Raw genomic sequence first — 15,666 nt, 5'->3', positions numbered from 1 at the left:
CCGCTTGCCCCGGTGCCCCCCTCGCGGCGCCCCCCCCCCTGCGTGGCGGGCCCGCCCCGCGGCGCCCCCCCCCCCGCGGCCCCCCGCGGCTCCTCGAAGCCTCCACCAAGCACTCCTTCGACCCCGACAGGGAACTCGACTGGGACGCACCGCCCGAGGACGGGAAGTGGTACTGGCCGCCCGAGCTGGTCTCGCTGTACGACACACCCCTGTGGCACACCATGTCCGAGGAACAGCGGATGGACCTGGCCCGGCACGAGGCCGCCTCGCTCGCCTCCCTCGGCATCTGGTTCGAGATCATCCTGATGCAGCTCCTGGTCAGGCACATCTACGACAAGCCCGTGACCAGCAGCCACGTCCGCTACGCGCTCACCGAGATCGCGGACGAGTGCCGGCACTCGATGATGTTCGCGCGGCTGATCGAGAAGGGCGGGGCACCGACCTACCCCGTACCGGGCCGCTACCACAACATGGCGCGCGTGCTGAAGACGGTCTCCACCACCCCGGGCTCCTTCGCGGCCACGCTCCTCGGCGAGGAGATCCTGGACTGGATGCAGCGGCTGACGTTCCCGGACGAGCGGATCCAGCCCCTCGTACGCGGGGTGACCCGGATCCATGTCATCGAAGAGGCGCGCCATGTGCGGTACGCACGGGAGGAGTTGCGCCGCCAGATGGTGACGGCGCCACGCTGGGAACAGGAGTTCACCCGGCTCAGCTGCGGCCAAGCGGCCAGGGTGTTCTCGGTCTGCTTCGTCAACTCGCAGGTATACGAGAACATCGGCCTCGACCGGCGCGCGGCCGTCGCCCAGGTCCGCGCGAGCGGCCACCGCAGGGAGGTCATGCAGTCGGGCGCGAAACGCCTGACGGACTTCCTGGACGACATAGGCGTCCTACGCGGTCCGGGCCGCAAGCTGTGGCAGTCCTCGGGCCTCCTCGCCTGACCAGGGGCGGCCCGACCAGCCGGTTCGGGCGGGGCCCGCCCCCACCCGACCAGCGCCCCCTCAGGCCGCCGAGGCGCTCGTCTCCGGCCCGATCCACACCACACGGGACGCGCATCCGTCACCGCGCCCGAAGTACCGCGCCACGTTCTCCGGCGCGGCAAGGCGCAACTGCCCGCCGCCCCCGACCCGCGTGACCTCGGCTCCGCCGCCCTCATGCGCCAGCCCCCAGGCGACGACGGCGGCGTCACGGCCCCATTCGCCTTCCCCGTCGCGGTATTCGACGACGACGGCGAAGAGCCTGGGCGCGGTATCGCGCACGAGTGCGTACAACTCCTGCTCGTAATCGAACGAGTTCAGGGCGGAGTCCTGCGGCTTCCTGCCACCGTGCGGCAACGGCGTCTCGGCGCTGAGCTGCGTAGGCTCCGCCAGCAGGCCGAGCTGACAACCGCACAGGCGGGCGCGCTCGACGGCTCCTCACAGCCCCGCATCAGCAGCATCGAATCAGGGCGCTACGCGGTGGGCGCGGACCGAGTTCGCGCCCTGGCCCGGAGCTACAGCTGCACTGATGAGGCGTACATCGAGGCGCTGGCAGAAATGACGGGAGGGCGCACACGTGGATGGTGGGACGAATACCGCACGTTGATGCCGCCGGGCGCTCTCGATCTGGCCGAACTCGAACACCACACCACCTCGATGCGAACCTCAGCCATGGGCCACATTCCCGGGTTGCTCCAGACCAGGTCCTACGCCCACGCCGTCATCAGCGATGTCGTGCCGCCGTTCGCACCCCATGAGGTGGAACACAGGGTCTCGTTCCGGATCAAACGGCAGGTTGCGGTGTACGGAGAGAAGCCAAAGCCGATGACGACCGTCCTTCACGAGGTCGCCCTGCACATGGGGTTCGGCGGCCCCGAGGTGACCCGGGCGCAGCTCATGCACCTGCTCGAAGTGAGCGAACTGGAGCACATCACCATCTCGATCGTCCCTTTTGGGGCAGGCACGTTCCCGAGCGCCGGAACCGGCATCTACTACATGGCCGGGGCAGTTCAGGCCCTGGACACCGTTCAGCTCGACACGGATCACGGACTGACGTTCCTTGATGCACCGCCGCAGTTGGCAAGGTATCGGATCATCCTGGACCACATTGAGCGTTGTAGCCTCAAACCATCAGAGTCCCGAGATCTGATCCGCCGCGTTGCGGCAGCGTTGTAAGAAGGGAAATGCGCATGGCCGCCCTCCACTGGCAAAAGTCCTCCTACAGCGGCGATGGCAACGCCTGCATCCACGTAGCCGCCGCCCCCGACAGCACCATCAAGCTCATCGAGAGCGACGACCCCGACACCACCCTCACCATCACCCCCGACAAACTCCACGCCTTCATACGCGGCGTCAAAGCCGGAGAGTTCGACCACCTCGCCTGAGCGGGGCAGCCCACCACCACGAGGCCGGCATTGAGCCCGCCACGTTCGTCGGCACGAAATGCCCGTTCGGGCGCGCCCCCGAGCCGCCGCCCTGCGCCAGACTGGGACCCGTGAGAAGCGAAAACACCCCCTTCGCCGGTGGCCCGCTCGACGGGCGGGTTCTGCCTGTGCTGACCGGGCCGACCGGGAATCCGCCGAAGTGGTACGAGGTTCCCGTGCCGGCCGCCGACGGTGGCGCGCCCACCGTGTACGCGTACCGGCGTGAGCCCGCCGGGTACAGCAAACGGCTCGGGATCCAGCGCGGCTGGAAGTACGTGTACGTCCCTGAGGGGCGGGGCGAGCGGGGCCCCAGGTGGCCGTGGTCGAAGCCTCGGGGTTCCGGGGGTGGCCTCCCGCAGGGGTGATGTCCTTGCGCCACCTCGCCCATTTGTCGGCTCTTCTCATCATCCGACGCCTCGTCATCTCTTAGTACTGGACGCCTTGTCCCGCAACCGGAGGTGATGGCGTGTCAGGAAGAGTGCTGCGATCCGTCTGTACGGCCGCGCTGGCCACCGTGACCCTCCTCGTCGCGGTGCCGGTCCCCGCGTACGGCGCCCCGGGGCCGACCCCGGCCGTACCCGTACCCGTACCCGTACCGTCGGCATCGGCATCGGCATCGGCATCAGCGGCGGTGGACGGCCTCGGGGCGCCTCCCCGTACCGTCTCCGGGCTGCTGGGGCGGCTCCAGCTTCTCTACCGGCAGACCGAGCAGGCGACCGAGGCGTACAACGCCACCGAGGTCGAGCTGATCCGGCAGCGCGTCGAGGCGCGGAAGCTGGCGGGGGATCTGGCGCGGGCGCGGGCCGCGCTGGAGCGGAGCCGGGGGGACGCGGGGCTGTTGGCGCGGCGGCAGTACCAGGGCCAGTCCGACCTCTCCGACTATCTGCGGCTGCTCCTCTCCCCCGACGCCGCGCACCTCCTGGACGACGGCCATCTGCTGGAGCGGGTCGCCCGGTCGCGGGCCCGTACGATGCGGGGGCTGACGGCCGGCGAGCAGCGCGCCGAGGCGCTCGCGGGCGCGTCCCGTACGGCTCTCGACCGGCAGCGGCAGCTCGTGGCGCGGCAGAAGAAGCAGCGCGACACGGTCGGTTCCCGGCTCCGGCAGGTCGAGAAGCTGCTCGCCTCGCTCAGCGGTACGGAGATCGCCTCGATCGCCGCGCTGGAGAGGTCCGGTACGGAGCGGGCCCAGCGCGAGCTGATCGGCTCCGGCGCCCTCGGGAACACCACCGGCGCGGCGGGACCCCCGGGCGCCCCCGGCGGGGCACCGGGCATGCCGTCCGCGGCGGGCGGCCGGGCGGTGGAGTTCGCCGCCGCGCAGATCGGCAAGCCGTACGAGTGGGGCGCGGAGGGGCCCGGTTCGTACGACTGCTCGGGGCTCACCTCGCAGGCGTGGGCGCACGCCGGGCTCGCCATCCCCCGTACCAGTCAGGAGCAGTGGCGCGACCTCCCCAGGATCCCGCTGCACGAGCTGCGCCCCGGCGACCTGGTGGTCTACTTCCCCGAGGCCACACATGTCGCGATCTACCTGGGCGACGGCATGGTGATCCAGGCACCGCGCCCGGGGGCCCATGTCAAGGTCTCCCCCATCGCCGCGAACCCCCTGCTGGGCGCCGTACGCCCGGACCCGGACGGCGCCGCGCTGGCCCCGGGCGCGTACAGTCCGCCGCCGCTGCCGCAGGGGGCGACGGAGGGGTCCGACGCGGGCTTCGGGGAGAGCTGAGGGGCGGCCCCGGGCGCCCTCACACGGAGGCCAGGTAGGCGGCTGTCTTCTCCGGGTCGTAGAAGAAGTGCTCGAAGTCCGACGGGTCGTCGAAGCCGTTGGCGAAGCGGTCCGCGACCCGCTGGTGCCGCGACCCTGCGGCGATCAGGTCGAGGACGTGCCGGGGCGGGGGGCTGAGCATCGCGTTGGTCCACCTGGTGGCGTGCCGCGCCTGTTCCCAGAACCGGTCGAACGCCGTGCGCATCCACGCCTCGTCGAACGGCTTGTCGCCGTGTTCCACGATGGAGTCGAGGTACGAGGCGGCGCACTTCGCGGCCGTGTTGGCGCCCTGGCCGGTGATCGGGTCGTTGGTGACGACGACGTCCGCGACGCCGAGGACGAGCCCGCCGCTCGGGAGCCGGCCGACCGGTGTGCGTACCGTCGGGGTGTACCGGCCCGTGAGGGTGGAGCCGGCGTCGGTCGGTTCGGCCTTCGTGGCGCGGGCGTACTCCCAGGGGGTGAAGCGTTCCATCAGCCGCAGGGTGAGGGCGAGGTGTTCGGCGGGGTCCTTGATGCCCTGGAAGACGTCGAGCGGGCCGCCGGGGATCCCCTCCCAGAAGAGGATGTCCGCGCGGCCCGAGGTGGTGAGGGTCGGCATCACGAAGAGTTCGCCGACGCCCGGCACCAGGTTGCAGCGGACCGCGTCGTACGCGGGGTGCTCGGGGCGCGGCCCCAGCCCGTGGACGTAACTGACCGCCAGCGCGCGCTGCGGGGCGTCGTACGGGGAGCGGGCGGCGTCGCGGGGGAAGAGCGAGACCAGTTCGCCCTTGCCCGCCGAGATCAGGACCAGGTCGTACGTACGGGAGAAGTGGTCCAGGTCGGAGACCGCCGCCCCGTGGATGACCAACTGGCCGCCGCGCCGCGCGAAGGTGTCCAGCCAGCCGGCCATCTTGACGCGCTGGTCGACGGATTGGGCGTACCCGTCGAGCGCCCCGACCCAGTCGACGGCGCGCGCGGAGTCCGGTCCGGCGACGGAGACGCCCAGCCCCTCCGCGCGCGGCGCCTGCGCCTCCCAGAAGTGGAGACCGAGGTCGCGTTCGTGCTGGAGGGCGGTGTCGAACATGACCTGCGTGGACATGACCCGGCCGGACCGTATCTCGTCCGCCGTGCGGTTGGACATGAGGGTGACCCCGTACCCCCGCGCCAGCAGTCCGAGGGCGAGCTGGAGCCCGGACTGGCCGGCTCCGACGACGAGTATCTTCCGCATGGGGGCGCTGTCTCCGTTGCGTGGGTGGTGCGGCGGCGTACGCCAGGAGGCGTACGGGCGCGCGCGGCGGCCCGGACGCGGCGACGGCGCCGGCCCGGGCCCTACTCGGGAGAGAACTGCAACGCGTGGCGCACCAGTCCCAGCAGCGCGTCGACGGCCGTGCTCCGGTCCCGCGCGTCCATGATCATTACAGGGATGCTCGACGGAATCGTCAAGGCGTCGCGTACATCGTCCGGTGCGAACTCGTCGGTGCCGTCGAAGCGGTTGACCGCCACGATGTACGGGAGTCCGCAGCTCTCGAAGTAGTCCAGCGCCGGGAAGCAGTCGGAGAGGCGGCGGGTGTCCGCCAGCACGATCGCGCCGATCGCGCCGCGCACCAGGTCGTCCCACATGAACCAGAAGCGCTGCTGGCCGGGGGTGCCGAAGAGGTACAGGACGAGGTCGTCGTCGAGGGTGATGCGCCCGTAGTCCATCGCGACGGTGGTGGTGAGCTTGTCGGGCGTCGCGCTGAGGTCGTCGATGCCGGCGCTGGCCTCGGTCATCAGCGCCTCGGTCTGGAGCGGGGGGATCTCCGAGACCGCGCCGACGAAGGTCGTCTTGCCCACGCCGAACCCGCCCGCGATCACGATCTTGGTGGAGATCGGTGCGCGGGTACGGTCCTTCTGCCAGGCCTGGAGCTTCTCCTCGGGCTCGGGTGACGACCCGGACTCCGGTTCGGGCTCCGCCTCCCCTACGCGTTCGGATACCGGCTCCCCTACGGGGTCGGGTCCGGTTTCCCGTACGGGCGCCGGTGCGGCCTCCCGTACGGAAGCACGCCCGGAGGCGGCGGTGACGTCCGATACTTCGGTGACGTCAGAGACGGCGGAGTCCACTCAGCACCCTTTCCAGCAACGCGTGGTCCGGCTGTTCGGTCTCGTGACCGGTTCCGTACACACGGATCTTTCCCTGATCGGCCAGGTCGCCGAGGAGTACCCGGACCACGCCCAGCGGCATCTTGAGCAGCGCCGAGACCTCGGCGACGGTACGCATCCGCCGGCACAGCTCGACGATGGCGAGCATTTCCGGCATGACGCGGGACGGGGCCCCGCCGTCCGTCAGTTCCCTGCGGACCTCGCCCGGTTCGAGCGCGGCCACGAACGTCTCCACCTGGAGGACGTGCCCGGAGCGGGTCCGTCCGCCGGTCAGCGAGTACGGGCGCACACGGGTGGAGGGCCCGCGGTCCGCGCCGCGCACCGGCAGCCGGCGCGCGGCACCGGCGGCCGGGGTCATCCGGTTCCCTCCACCGAGGCCCGCAATTCGTCGCGCAGCTCCGGGGTGAGCTTGTGTCCGGCCCGGCCGACGAAGAGCGCCATGTGGTAGGCGATGACGCTCATGTCGCAGTCGGGGGTGGCGTGCACGCCGAGGAGTGAACCGTCGCTGATCGCCATGACGAAGACGCTGCCCTCCTCCATGGCGATCATGGTCTGCTTGACGCCGCCGCCGTCCATCAGCTTCGCGGCGCCGAGGGTGAGGCTGCCGATGCCCGAGACGATGGTGGCGAGGTCCGCGCTGGAGCCGCGCGGGCCTCCCTCGTGGGCGGCGGAGGCGGCGGCCGCCTCGGCGGTTCTGCCGGGGTCGGAGGAGAGCAGCAGCAGTCCGTCGGACGAGACGACGGCGACCGCGTGGACGCCAGGTACCTCCTCGACGAGGTTGCTCAAGAGCCAGTGCAGATCACGGGCCTCGCTGCTCAGCCCGTACGTGCCTGTGTCTGTGCCTGCGCCGGTCGCAGTCAACTGCGTGCCTCCTTGACTGTCTCCCCCGTCGTCTCTCCCGTGTCCGTCTCCGGAGTCCGCTCCGAGGGTGGGGTCTGCTCCGTGGATCCCGCCTCGGCGTCCGTTTCCGCGTCGGCGCCCAGTTCCGCCGCGACATCGCGGCGGCCCTCGATCACTCCCTGCTGGAAGCCGCCGAGCCTGCGTCGCAGGGCCTCGGGGTCGACGCTGCCGGTGCGACTGGTGGGCGCGGCGGCGGGCTTGAGGACGCGAGGGGTGCGCTTGGGGAGCCCTTTGACGGTGAGGGATCCCGCGCCCCGTCCGGCGCCGTCTCCGGCGCCGCCTTCGACGGCGGTGTCCGGAGCCCTGGGGGGAACGGAAGGACCGGGGTTGTGGGGGGTATCGGGTGAATCAGGGGTGCCGCCGGGGGCGCCGGCCGTGCGGCCGGGCCCGGCGGGCTGTGCGGGCGGCCTGGGCAGCCGCATCTGGAAGGTGTCCTGGTCGGCGCCGGTGGCGCGCGGCGCGGTGTCGGGGACGCGCTCGTGGCGGTCGGGGCCGATGCCGTACGGGGCGGTGTCGGGCTCCGTACGGTCCGCCGCCGCTTCCGCCGCGGGGGCCGGGGCCTGGGCCGGTACGGGTGCCTGGGCCTGGGTCCGGCCCTGGGTCTGGCCCTGGGCGGCGGCACGTTCGGCCTCGGCGCGCTTCGCCGCCTCCGCGCGGCGGATCGCCGCCTCGGCGGCGACCACCAGCGGGTCGCGCTCCCCGTCCTTGTCCCGGGCCCGGGACGTACGGGTGGGCAGGGCGGCGGGTGCCTCGGCCGCCGCCGCGGCGGGCGCGGCGTCGGGCTGGACGGTGACCGGCGGTACGGGCGCGGGCGCCACGGCGGGCAGCAGCGACGTGGGCAGGACGACGATCGCGGCGACCCCGCCCTGCTGGTGCTCCCGCAGCTCGACCTGGACGCCGTGGCGCGCCGCGAGCAGCGCGGCGACGCGCAGCCCGAGCCCTTCGCCCTCGCCGCCCCGGGGCCCGCGCGGCGGCTCGCCGGGGCTATCCGGGTCGGCGAGCCGCGCGTTCAGCTCGGCGAGCCGTTCCACGGACATCCCGATGCCCTGGTCCTGTACGGAGAGCATCACCTCGCCGCTCTCCAGCATCCAGCCGGAGAGCCGCACCTCGGTCTCGGGCGGCGCGAACGACGCGGCGTTCTCCAGCAGTTCCGCGACGAGATGGCTCAGGTCGTCGGCGGCGAAGCCGGCCACCTGGGTGTGCGAGGGCAGTTCCTGGATGACGACGCGCTCGTACCGCTCGATCTCGCTGACGGCGGCGCGCAGCACGTCCACGAGCGGGACGGGCCCGGTGGGGCCGTGGCCGCGGTCGTGGCCGGCGAGCACGAGCAGGTTCTCGCTGTGGCGCCGCATGACGGTCGCCATGTGGTCGAGCTTGAAGAGGGTGGCGAGCCGCTCCGGGTCCTGCTCGCGGTCCTCCAGGCCCTCGATGACACCGAGCTGCCGCTCGACCAGGCCGAGCGTGCGCAGCGAGAGGTTGACGAAGGTGTGGTGGACGGTGTGGCGCAGCCGCTGGAGCTGGGCGGTGAGTTCGGCCGTACGGTCCTGGAGTTCGGCGCGCTGCTCGTCGACCTTCTCGCGGGCGCCGAGCAGATCGCTGCGGTCGCTGTCGAGCCGTTCGGCGCGGCCCGCGAGGTCGAGCAGCTTGAGGTGGAGGGCGTTGACGGACCGTACGACCTGCGCGAACTCGTCGTTGCGGCCGGTGAAGCGGATCGGTTCCTCGGTGGCGGGCGCGGCGGAGAGCCGGGCGGCGCCGAGGCGTACGACCGCGAGCGGCCGGGTGAGCGTACGGGCGACGGCGGTGGAGACGCCGACCGCGATGATCAGGCAGCCGCCGAGGAGGGCGATCTGGAGTTCGAGGCCGGTGACGTCGTCGTCGCGGATCTGGGCCAGGCGCTCGATCTGGCCGGCTCCGAGGCTCGACTCGACGCCGCGCATCTGGTCGATCCGGGCGGAGAGCGCGGACTCGACCTTGTCGTGGTCGGCCTTGCGGTCGGACTCGGAGAGTTCGGGCCGGTCGGTGAGGCGGGTCAGATAGCTCTCGGCCGTCTTGACGTCGGCTCCGGTGACGGTGGAGGTGAGGGATTCGCGGGCGGCGGTGTCGGCGCTCTGGTCGAAGTCGGCCAGCGCGCCGAGTTCGCGGACGCGTGACTTCTGGGCGTCGGCGCTGAGTTCGTCGCGTACCTGGTCGTTCTTCTTGCTGTCGGCGTCGGCCGACGACTCGACGGGCAGCCCGGTGACCGGGTCGTACTGCGGGGCCGTGGTGGTGGGGCCCGGCACGGCGAGCGCGGCCAGCAGCAGCCCGCGGGTCGCGGACGCCTGCTCGACGGCGCGGCCGAGGGCGGCGGGGGCGCGGGTGCCGTCGGCGGCCTCGGGCGGGGTGTTCTCGGCCAGCTCGTCGGCGAGGGCCTGGAGTTTGGCGATGACCTCGGAGTACGCGCGGTACGCCTCCATCGCCGAGCCCTTGCCGGTGAGGGCGGCGCGCCGGATGGAGGGGACGGTGGAGAGGTCGCGCAGTAGTCCGGGGGAGGCCGAGGCGGCGGTGCGGATCTCGTCGATCTGGCGGTCGACGCGGGCGCTGCGCGTCTCGGAGATCGTGTACTCGGCCTTCTCCTCGTCCGTACCGCCGGGCTGCTCGTCGCGGCCGGCGGCGATGTAGACGACGACCTCGTCGCGTTCGTCCGCGAGGGAGTGGCTGAGGGTGACGGCCTGCTGGTTCAGCTCCGCGAGGGTGACCAGGTTCTGGGCGTCCTTGAGGTCTGCGGACGCGGTCAGTACGGCGGGGGCGCCGGCCACGACGACCGTGATGCCCACGAAGGCGACCCCGGCGACCAGCCGGTTGCGTACCCGCACTCGGCGTCCTTCCGGAGGCTTCACCGCCTCTGCCCGCGCCGTGGTGGCCGCTGTGGTGGCCTCACCGGCCGTGCCGGTACCGGTAGGTGTCACAGCGCCGTTGGCCGTGACACTGTTGCCCCGAGGCCGCTTCTTCTGCACCGGTGCTCGCATTCTTGACTCGTCCGCCCATGAAGCAGAGGTGACGGCCGGTCCGGTCTGTTCAACGCGGTAACCCCACCCCCACCCCTGGTTTGGCTTTCGGCTGCCGACCATTCCAGCGCTCCGGGGAGGAAGGCGCGCATCGGCCGCTCCGCCACCTGGACGAGTGAACATCACGACGAGTTGGCGAACAACTCTTCCCCGCCGGGCGGCTGCTGGAACACGGCATGCCAGGTGGACCTTCCGGGCGGGCTTTGGCAGGATGCCCGCCCGCAGCTCGCCGGGGCCGCCCGTACCGCCGGAGCGGTCCGCTCCGTCCGCTCCTCCGACGCTCGGACACCCTCTCATTCTGACCGAATCACAGCGGTTGACCAGGCGCGTCGAGGAGACCGACATGTCGTGTGGGGAATGTGAAGGATTCCTGCGGGAGGTGCGACGGGTCAGGCACACTGGTGCCCATGCGCGTCGAACAGGCCACCTCCCCCGGTCACGCCGCCCGCCCCAATGAGGACTGGGCAGGCGTGGCGGTGCCCGCGGCGGGCGAGGGCGGTGCGCTGGTGGTGCTGGACGGGGTGACACCACCCGCAGGTGACGACGGTTGTGTGCACGGCGTGCCGTGGTTCACGGCCAGGCTGGGCGGGGCGCTCCTGGAACTGTCCGGTTCACGACGGGATATGACGCTGGCACAGGTACTCGCCCGTTCGATCGGCCGCACGGCGGACGCTCACCGGGACACCTGTGACCTTTCTCACGCACGTACTCCGCAGGCCACCGTCGTCCTGGCGCGCTGGGGCCGGGACACGGTCGAACATCTCGTGCTCTCCGACTCGACCCTGCTGCTGGAGTCCCCGGACGGGGCGGTACGGGCGGTGCTGGACGACCGTCTGGACCGCGTCCCGCGCGAGGTGCTGCGCTCGGTCGCCGCGACGGACGCCCTGCGCAACGCGGAGGGCGGCTTCTTCACGGCGGCGGCGGACCCGTCGGTCGCGGAGCGCGCCGTGACTGGCCGCACCCCGGCGGCGGAGGTACGGACCCTGCTCGCGCTGACGGACGGCGCGACCCGGTGGGTGGAGGTCTTCCGGGAGGGCGGCTGGGCGGACTGTCTGGCGCTGGTGCGCAAGAGCGGCCCGCAGGAGCTGATCGACCGGGTGCGGGCGGCGGAGTCGGCGGATCCGGACGGGACGGCGTTCCGCAGGGGGAAGACGAGCGACGACGCGACGGTGACGTACGTGGAGCTGTGAGCGGCGGCAGCGCCGCCCCGGGGGCCGCTCTGGTCCGGGGCGGCGCGGGTCCGGGGGCTCAGCTCTCCCCGATGGCGCGGGGGTGGCTCGGCGGTGGCTCAGCTCTCGGCGGTGGCGTTGAGCTGGTGCAGCAGGCGGGCCAGTTCGGCGATCTCCGTACGGTCCCAGCCGGCCAGCTTCTCCACGTACCGCTCCCTGCGCGCGCCCCGGACCCGGCGGAAGCGGTTCCCGCCCTCGTCGGTGATACGGATGAGCCAGGCGCGCCCGTCGGCGGGATCGGGCTCTCGGCTCACCAGCCCCAGCTCCTCCAGGGCGCGGAGCTGACGGCTCATGGTGGCCTTGCCGACGCCGAAGTACGCGGCGAGTTCGGTGGCCCGCTGGGCGCCGCCGCTCTCCAGGCGCAGCAGCAGCCCATAAGCCGCCGGTTCCAGATCCGGATGGACCTCGCGGGCCATTTCGCCGGAGTTGGCACGGGCGCGGCGGAGAAAGACCGCCAGTTCCTGTTCGAGGGCGAGGAATTCGTGGTCCACACCACTCGTCCCGGCAAGGTCCCGTTCCGGTTCCGTACCGCTTCCGTGCACGTCAGCAGCCATCGCGCGCTTTTCCGCTCCTGAAAGTTTCTTTCGCAGACGGCTATTGCCGCAGCTTGTTCAGTATTTCAGGGGTTTATACCAACGGCACCGGCGTGGCACCCTTCCGCCGTCCGGGTCTACGTGCGTAGCTTCAATACTGACATGTTCACTCCACTGACATGTCGCCAGGTCATGATCTCCCCCCACCGAGGTCTTCGGAGGCACACCCATGCCCGTCCCCAGATCCCGCGTTTCAGGCCGCTCCAGGGTCGTCGCGGCCGCCGCCCTCCCCGCCACTCTCGCCCTGCTCCTCGCTCTCCCCGGTGCGGCGAGCGCGGCCCCCCACCCGGCGGACCCGCCCGCGGACATCCCCACGCGCGGCTCGGCCCACATGGGCATGGGCGTCATCGCCCACGACGGCCAGGGGCCGCTGCCCCGGGACGGCCGTGCCGCCCAGACGGAGGGCGTCGACGTCTCCAGCCACCAGGGGAACGTCGACTGGCCGGCCCTGTGGAACAGCGGGGTGAAGTGGGCCTACGTGAAGGCCACCGAGGGGAACTACTACAAGAACACGTCCTTCACCCAGCAGTACAACGGCTCGTACAACGTGGGCATGATCCGCGGCACGTACCACTTCGGTACGCCCAACGACTCCAGCGGCGCCAACCAGGCCAACTACTTCGTGGACAACGGGGGCGGCTGGTCGCCCGACGGCAGGACCCTGCCGGGCGTCCTCGACATCGAGTGGAACCCGTACGGCGCGACCTGCTACGGCAAGACGGCGTCGCAGATGGTCGACTGGATCCGGGACTTCGCGAACACCTACCGGGCACGCACCGGCCGGGACGCCGTGATCTACACGGCGACGAGCTGGTGGAAGACGTGCACGGGCAACTACGCGGGCTTCGGCACCACCAACCCGCTCTGGATCGCCCGGTACGACACGACGGTCGGTGAGCTGCCCGCCGGGTGGGGCTTCCAGACGATCTGGCAGTACACGTCGACGGGGCCGATCGTGGGCGACCACAACCGGTTCAACGGGGCGCTGGACCGCGTACAGGCGCTGGCCAACGGCTGACCCGCCGTACGCAGGAAACCGCCCGGCCCCTCGGTCGAGAGGCCGGGCGGTCAGGTGACGCCGGGCGGTCCGGGCGGTCCGGGCGGTCCGGTCGGTCCCGGGAGCCGGGGAGCCCGGTGGACCCGGGCGGTCCGGTCGGTCCCGGGAGTCCGGGGCCACGGCGGACCCGAGGCCCGGCGGCCTGGATCAGGCCGCGGGGATCAGGCCGGGGAGATCAGGCCGCCGCGGGGACCCGCACCTCCGCCGGGGCGAGCGCCAGCTCCAGGACCTGGCGGACGTCCGTCACCGGGTGGACCTCCAGCGTGTCGAGGATCTCGGCCGGGACGTCGTCCAGGTCGGCCTCGTTCCGCTTGGGGATCACGACGGTCGTGATGCCCGCGCGGTGGGCGGCCAGCAGCTTCTGCTTCAGCCCGCCGATGGGCAGCACCCGGCCGGTGAGCGAGACCTCGCCGGTCATGGCCACGTCCGTACGGACCTGACGGCCGCTCAGCAGCGAGGCCAGCGCCGTCGTCATCGTGATGCCCGCGCTCGGGCCGTCCTTCGGCACCGCGCCCGCCGGGAAGTGGATGTGCACGCCCCGGTCCTTCAGATCGGCCACCGGCAGCTCCAGCTCCGCGCCGTGCGAGCGCAGGAAGGAGAGCGCGATCTGCGCCGACTCCTTCATCACGTCACCGAGCTGTCCGGTCAGGGTCAGCCCCGAGCCGCCCGTCTCGGCGTCGGCGAGCGACGCCTCCACGAAGAGCACGTCCCCGCCCGCGCCCGTGACGGCGAGTCCGGTCGCCACCCCCGGGACCGCCGTGCGGCGCTCCGCCGGGTCCTGCGCGGACTCCGGTACGTGGTGCGGCCGTCCGATCAGCCCGCGCAGATCGTCCGGGCCGAGGGTGGACGGCAGCTCGCGGTCGCCGAGTTCGTGTTCGGCCGCGATCTTGCGGAGCAGCCGGGCGATGGAGCGTTCCAGGTTCCGTACGCCCGCCTCGCGGGTGTACTCGCCCGCGAGCCTGCGCAGCGCGCCGTCCTCCAGGGTGACCTCGCCGGGCTCCAGGCCCGCGCGCTCAAGCTGCCGGGGCAGCAGGTGGTCCCGGGCGATGACGATCTTCTCGTCCTCCGTGTAGCCGTCGAGCCGCACCAGCTCCATACGGTCGAGCAGCGCCTCGGGGATGGCCTCCAGGACGTTGGCCGTGGCGAGGAAGACCACGTCGGACAGGTCGAGTTCGACCTCCAGGTAGTGGTCGCGGAAGGTGTGGTTCTGTGCGGGGTCGAGTACTTCGAGCAGGGCCGCGGCGGGGTCGCCGCGGAAGTCGGAGCCGACCTTGTCGATCTCGTCGAGCAGGACGACCGGGTTCATCGAACCGGCCTCCTTGACGGCCCGGACGATACGGCCCGGCAGCGCGCCGACGTACGTACGCCGGTGGCCGCGGATCTCCGCCTCGTCCCGTACGCCGCCGAGCGCGACCCGGACGAACTTCCGCCCCATGGCGTGCGCGACGCTCTCGCCCAGCGAGGTCTTGCCGACCCCGGGCGGCCCGACGAGGGCCAGGACGGCGCCGCCGCGCCGGCCGCCGACGACCCCGAGCCCGCGGTCCGCGCGGCGCTTGCGCACGGCCAGGTACTCGGTGATGCGCTCCTTCACATCGTCCAGACCGGCGTGTTCGGCGTCCAGGACGGACTGGGCGCCCTTGATGTCGTAACTGTCCTCGGTCCGTTCGTTCCACGGCAGTTCCAGGACGGTGTCGAGCCAGGTGCGGATCCAGGAGCCCTCGGGGCTCTGGTCGGAGGAGCGCTCCAGCTTGTCGACCTCCTTGAGCGCGGCCTCCCGTACCTTCTCGGGGAGGTCGGCGGCCTCGACGCGGGTCCGGTAGTCGTCGGACTCGTCCGCCCCGTCGGCGGCCCCGCCGTTCAGCTCGCGCAGCTCCTTGCGTACGGCGTCGAGCTGGCGCCGCAGCAGGAACTCGCGCTGCTGCTTGTCGACGCCTTCCTGGACGTCCTTGGCGATGGACTCGGCGACGTCCTGCTCGGCGAGGTGTTCACGGAGCTGCTGGGTGGCGAGCCGCAGCCGGGCGACCGGGTCGGTGGTCTCCAGCAGGGCGACCTTCTGGGCGGTGGAGAGGAACGGCGAGTAGCCGGAGTTGTCGGCGAGCGCCGAGACGTCGTCGATCTGCTGGACGCGGTCGACCACCTGCCAGGCGCCGCGCTTCTTCAGCCAGTCGGTGGCCAGCGCCTTGTACTCGGTGACCAGCTCGGTCACGGCGCCGGGCAGCGGCTCGGGCGCGCTCTCGTCGACGCCGATGCCCTCCACCCAGAGGGCGGCGCCGGGCCCGCTCGTACCGGCCCCGATCCGCACGCGGCCCCGGCCGCGGATCAGCGCGCCCGGGTCCCCGTCGGAGAGCCGGCCGACCTGCTCGACGGTCCCGAGCACGCCGGTCCCGGCGTAGCTCCCGTCGATACGCGGCACGAGCAGCACCCGGGGCTTGCCCCCGCCGCCCGCACCGTCGCCGCCCCCGTCCCGGGGGGGGCCCTGGGGGGGCGACACCGCGGCGCGGGCCACGGCGGCGGGCACATAGTGAGGCCCCACCAATCCCGGGCACACCAACACCGAGCCGAGGC

General features: G+C 72.1%; 15 protein-coding genes. 7 read left to right on the top strand and 8 right to left on the bottom strand.

Annotation, left to right across the window (positions count from 1 at the left end; all coding sequences use genetic code 11):
- The first annotated feature begins 38 nt into the window (after positions 1-38).
- On the top strand, positions 39-941 hold the full coding sequence (locus ACFXPK_RS06490; protein ID WP_385072486.1) for a diiron oxygenase: 903 nt from the start codon (positions 39-41) through the stop codon (positions 939-941).
- 60 nt (positions 942-1,001) lie between these two features.
- On the opposite strand, the gene ACFXPK_RS06485 is transcribed toward ACFXPK_RS06490, so the two are convergent.
- Positions 1,002-1,259, bottom strand: coding sequence for a hypothetical protein (locus ACFXPK_RS06485; protein ID WP_385072327.1), 258 nt, complete (start codon positions 1,257-1,259; stop codon positions 1,002-1,004).
- Between the two features lie 66 nt (positions 1,260-1,325).
- Between ACFXPK_RS06485 and ACFXPK_RS06480 the strand changes: the two genes are divergently transcribed.
- The 4 genes from ACFXPK_RS06480 (at position 1,326) to ACFXPK_RS06465 (ending at position 4,121) form a co-directional block, all read left to right on the top strand.
- Positions 1,326-2,153: a helix-turn-helix domain-containing protein gene (locus tag ACFXPK_RS06480; RefSeq protein WP_385072325.1), complete on the top strand. Its 828-nt coding sequence runs from the start codon at positions 1,326-1,328 to the stop codon at positions 2,151-2,153.
- A gap of 14 nt (positions 2,154-2,167) precedes the next feature.
- On the top strand, positions 2,168-2,362 hold the full coding sequence (locus ACFXPK_RS06475) for a DUF397 domain-containing protein (RefSeq protein WP_384991361.1): 195 nt from the start codon (positions 2,168-2,170) through the stop codon (positions 2,360-2,362).
- A 110-nt stretch (positions 2,363-2,472) separates the two neighbouring features.
- Entirely contained in the window at positions 2,473-2,766 is a 294-nt protein-coding gene (locus tag ACFXPK_RS06470) for a hypothetical protein (RefSeq protein WP_385072322.1), read from the top strand.
- 101 nt (positions 2,767-2,867) lie between these two features.
- Entirely contained in the window at positions 2,868-4,121 is a 1,254-nt protein-coding gene (locus ACFXPK_RS06465) for an NlpC/P60 family protein (protein ID WP_385072319.1), read from the top strand.
- A gap of 19 nt (positions 4,122-4,140) precedes the next feature.
- Here ACFXPK_RS06465 and ACFXPK_RS06460 read toward each other — a convergent pair whose 3' ends face one another.
- The 5 genes from ACFXPK_RS06460 to ACFXPK_RS06440 form a co-directional block, all read right to left on the bottom strand.
- Positions 4,141-5,367: a styrene monooxygenase/indole monooxygenase family protein gene (locus ACFXPK_RS06460; RefSeq protein WP_385072316.1), complete on the bottom strand. Its 1,227-nt coding sequence runs from the start codon at positions 5,365-5,367 to the stop codon at positions 4,141-4,143.
- A gap of 101 nt (positions 5,368-5,468) precedes the next feature.
- Positions 5,469-6,239 carry an ATP/GTP-binding protein gene (locus ACFXPK_RS06455; RefSeq protein WP_384991352.1) on the bottom strand — a complete coding sequence of 257 codons (771 nt, stop codon included), beginning with the start codon at positions 6,237-6,239 and terminating at the stop codon, positions 5,469-5,471.
- Positions 6,220-6,636 (bottom strand): DUF742 domain-containing protein, encoded by a 417-nt coding sequence (locus tag ACFXPK_RS06450; protein WP_384991350.1) that lies wholly within the window; start codon positions 6,634-6,636, stop codon positions 6,220-6,222. The genes ACFXPK_RS06455 and ACFXPK_RS06450 overlap by 20 nt, the downstream gene beginning before the upstream one ends.
- Positions 6,633-7,139, bottom strand: a complete 507-nt coding sequence (locus ACFXPK_RS06445; protein WP_384991347.1) for a roadblock/LC7 domain-containing protein — start codon at positions 7,137-7,139, stop codon at positions 6,633-6,635. The genes ACFXPK_RS06450 and ACFXPK_RS06445 overlap by 4 nt, the downstream gene beginning before the upstream one ends.
- Positions 7,136-10,171, bottom strand: coding sequence for a nitrate- and nitrite sensing domain-containing protein (locus tag ACFXPK_RS06440; protein WP_385072483.1), 3,036 nt, complete (start codon positions 10,169-10,171; stop codon positions 7,136-7,138). The genes ACFXPK_RS06445 and ACFXPK_RS06440 overlap by 4 nt, the downstream gene beginning before the upstream one ends.
- A 458-nt stretch (positions 10,172-10,629) precedes the next feature.
- Here ACFXPK_RS06440 and ACFXPK_RS06435 point away from each other — a divergent pair, with 458 nt between their 5' ends.
- Positions 10,630-11,412, top strand: coding sequence for a hypothetical protein (locus ACFXPK_RS06435; RefSeq protein ID WP_385072312.1), 783 nt, complete (start codon positions 10,630-10,632; stop codon positions 11,410-11,412).
- 98 nt (positions 11,413-11,510) lie between these two features.
- On the opposite strand, the gene ACFXPK_RS06430 is transcribed toward ACFXPK_RS06435, so the two are convergent.
- On the bottom strand, positions 11,511-12,005 hold the full coding sequence (locus tag ACFXPK_RS06430) for a MarR family winged helix-turn-helix transcriptional regulator (RefSeq protein WP_385072310.1): 495 nt from the start codon (positions 12,003-12,005) through the stop codon (positions 11,511-11,513).
- Positions 12,006-12,213: 208 nt separating this feature from the next.
- On the opposite strand from ACFXPK_RS06430, the gene ACFXPK_RS06425 reads away from it, so the two are divergent.
- Entirely contained in the window at positions 12,214-13,062 is an 849-nt protein-coding gene (locus ACFXPK_RS06425; protein ID WP_384991336.1) for a lysozyme, read from the top strand.
- A gap of 214 nt (positions 13,063-13,276) precedes the next feature.
- Here ACFXPK_RS06425 and lon read toward each other — a convergent pair whose 3' ends face one another.
- Positions 13,277-15,655 (bottom strand): endopeptidase La, encoded by a 2,379-nt coding sequence (gene lon, locus ACFXPK_RS06420; RefSeq protein ID WP_385072480.1) that lies wholly within the window; start codon positions 15,653-15,655, stop codon positions 13,277-13,279.
- Positions 15,656-15,666 lie beyond the last annotated feature (11 nt).

The organism is Streptomyces sp. NPDC059142, assembly GCF_042755665.1.
GTDB lineage: Bacteria > Actinomycetota > Actinomycetes > Streptomycetales > Streptomycetaceae > Streptomyces.
The sequence above is the reverse complement of the archived record's forward strand: the minus strand, read 5'-3'. Positions and strand labels throughout refer to the sequence as shown.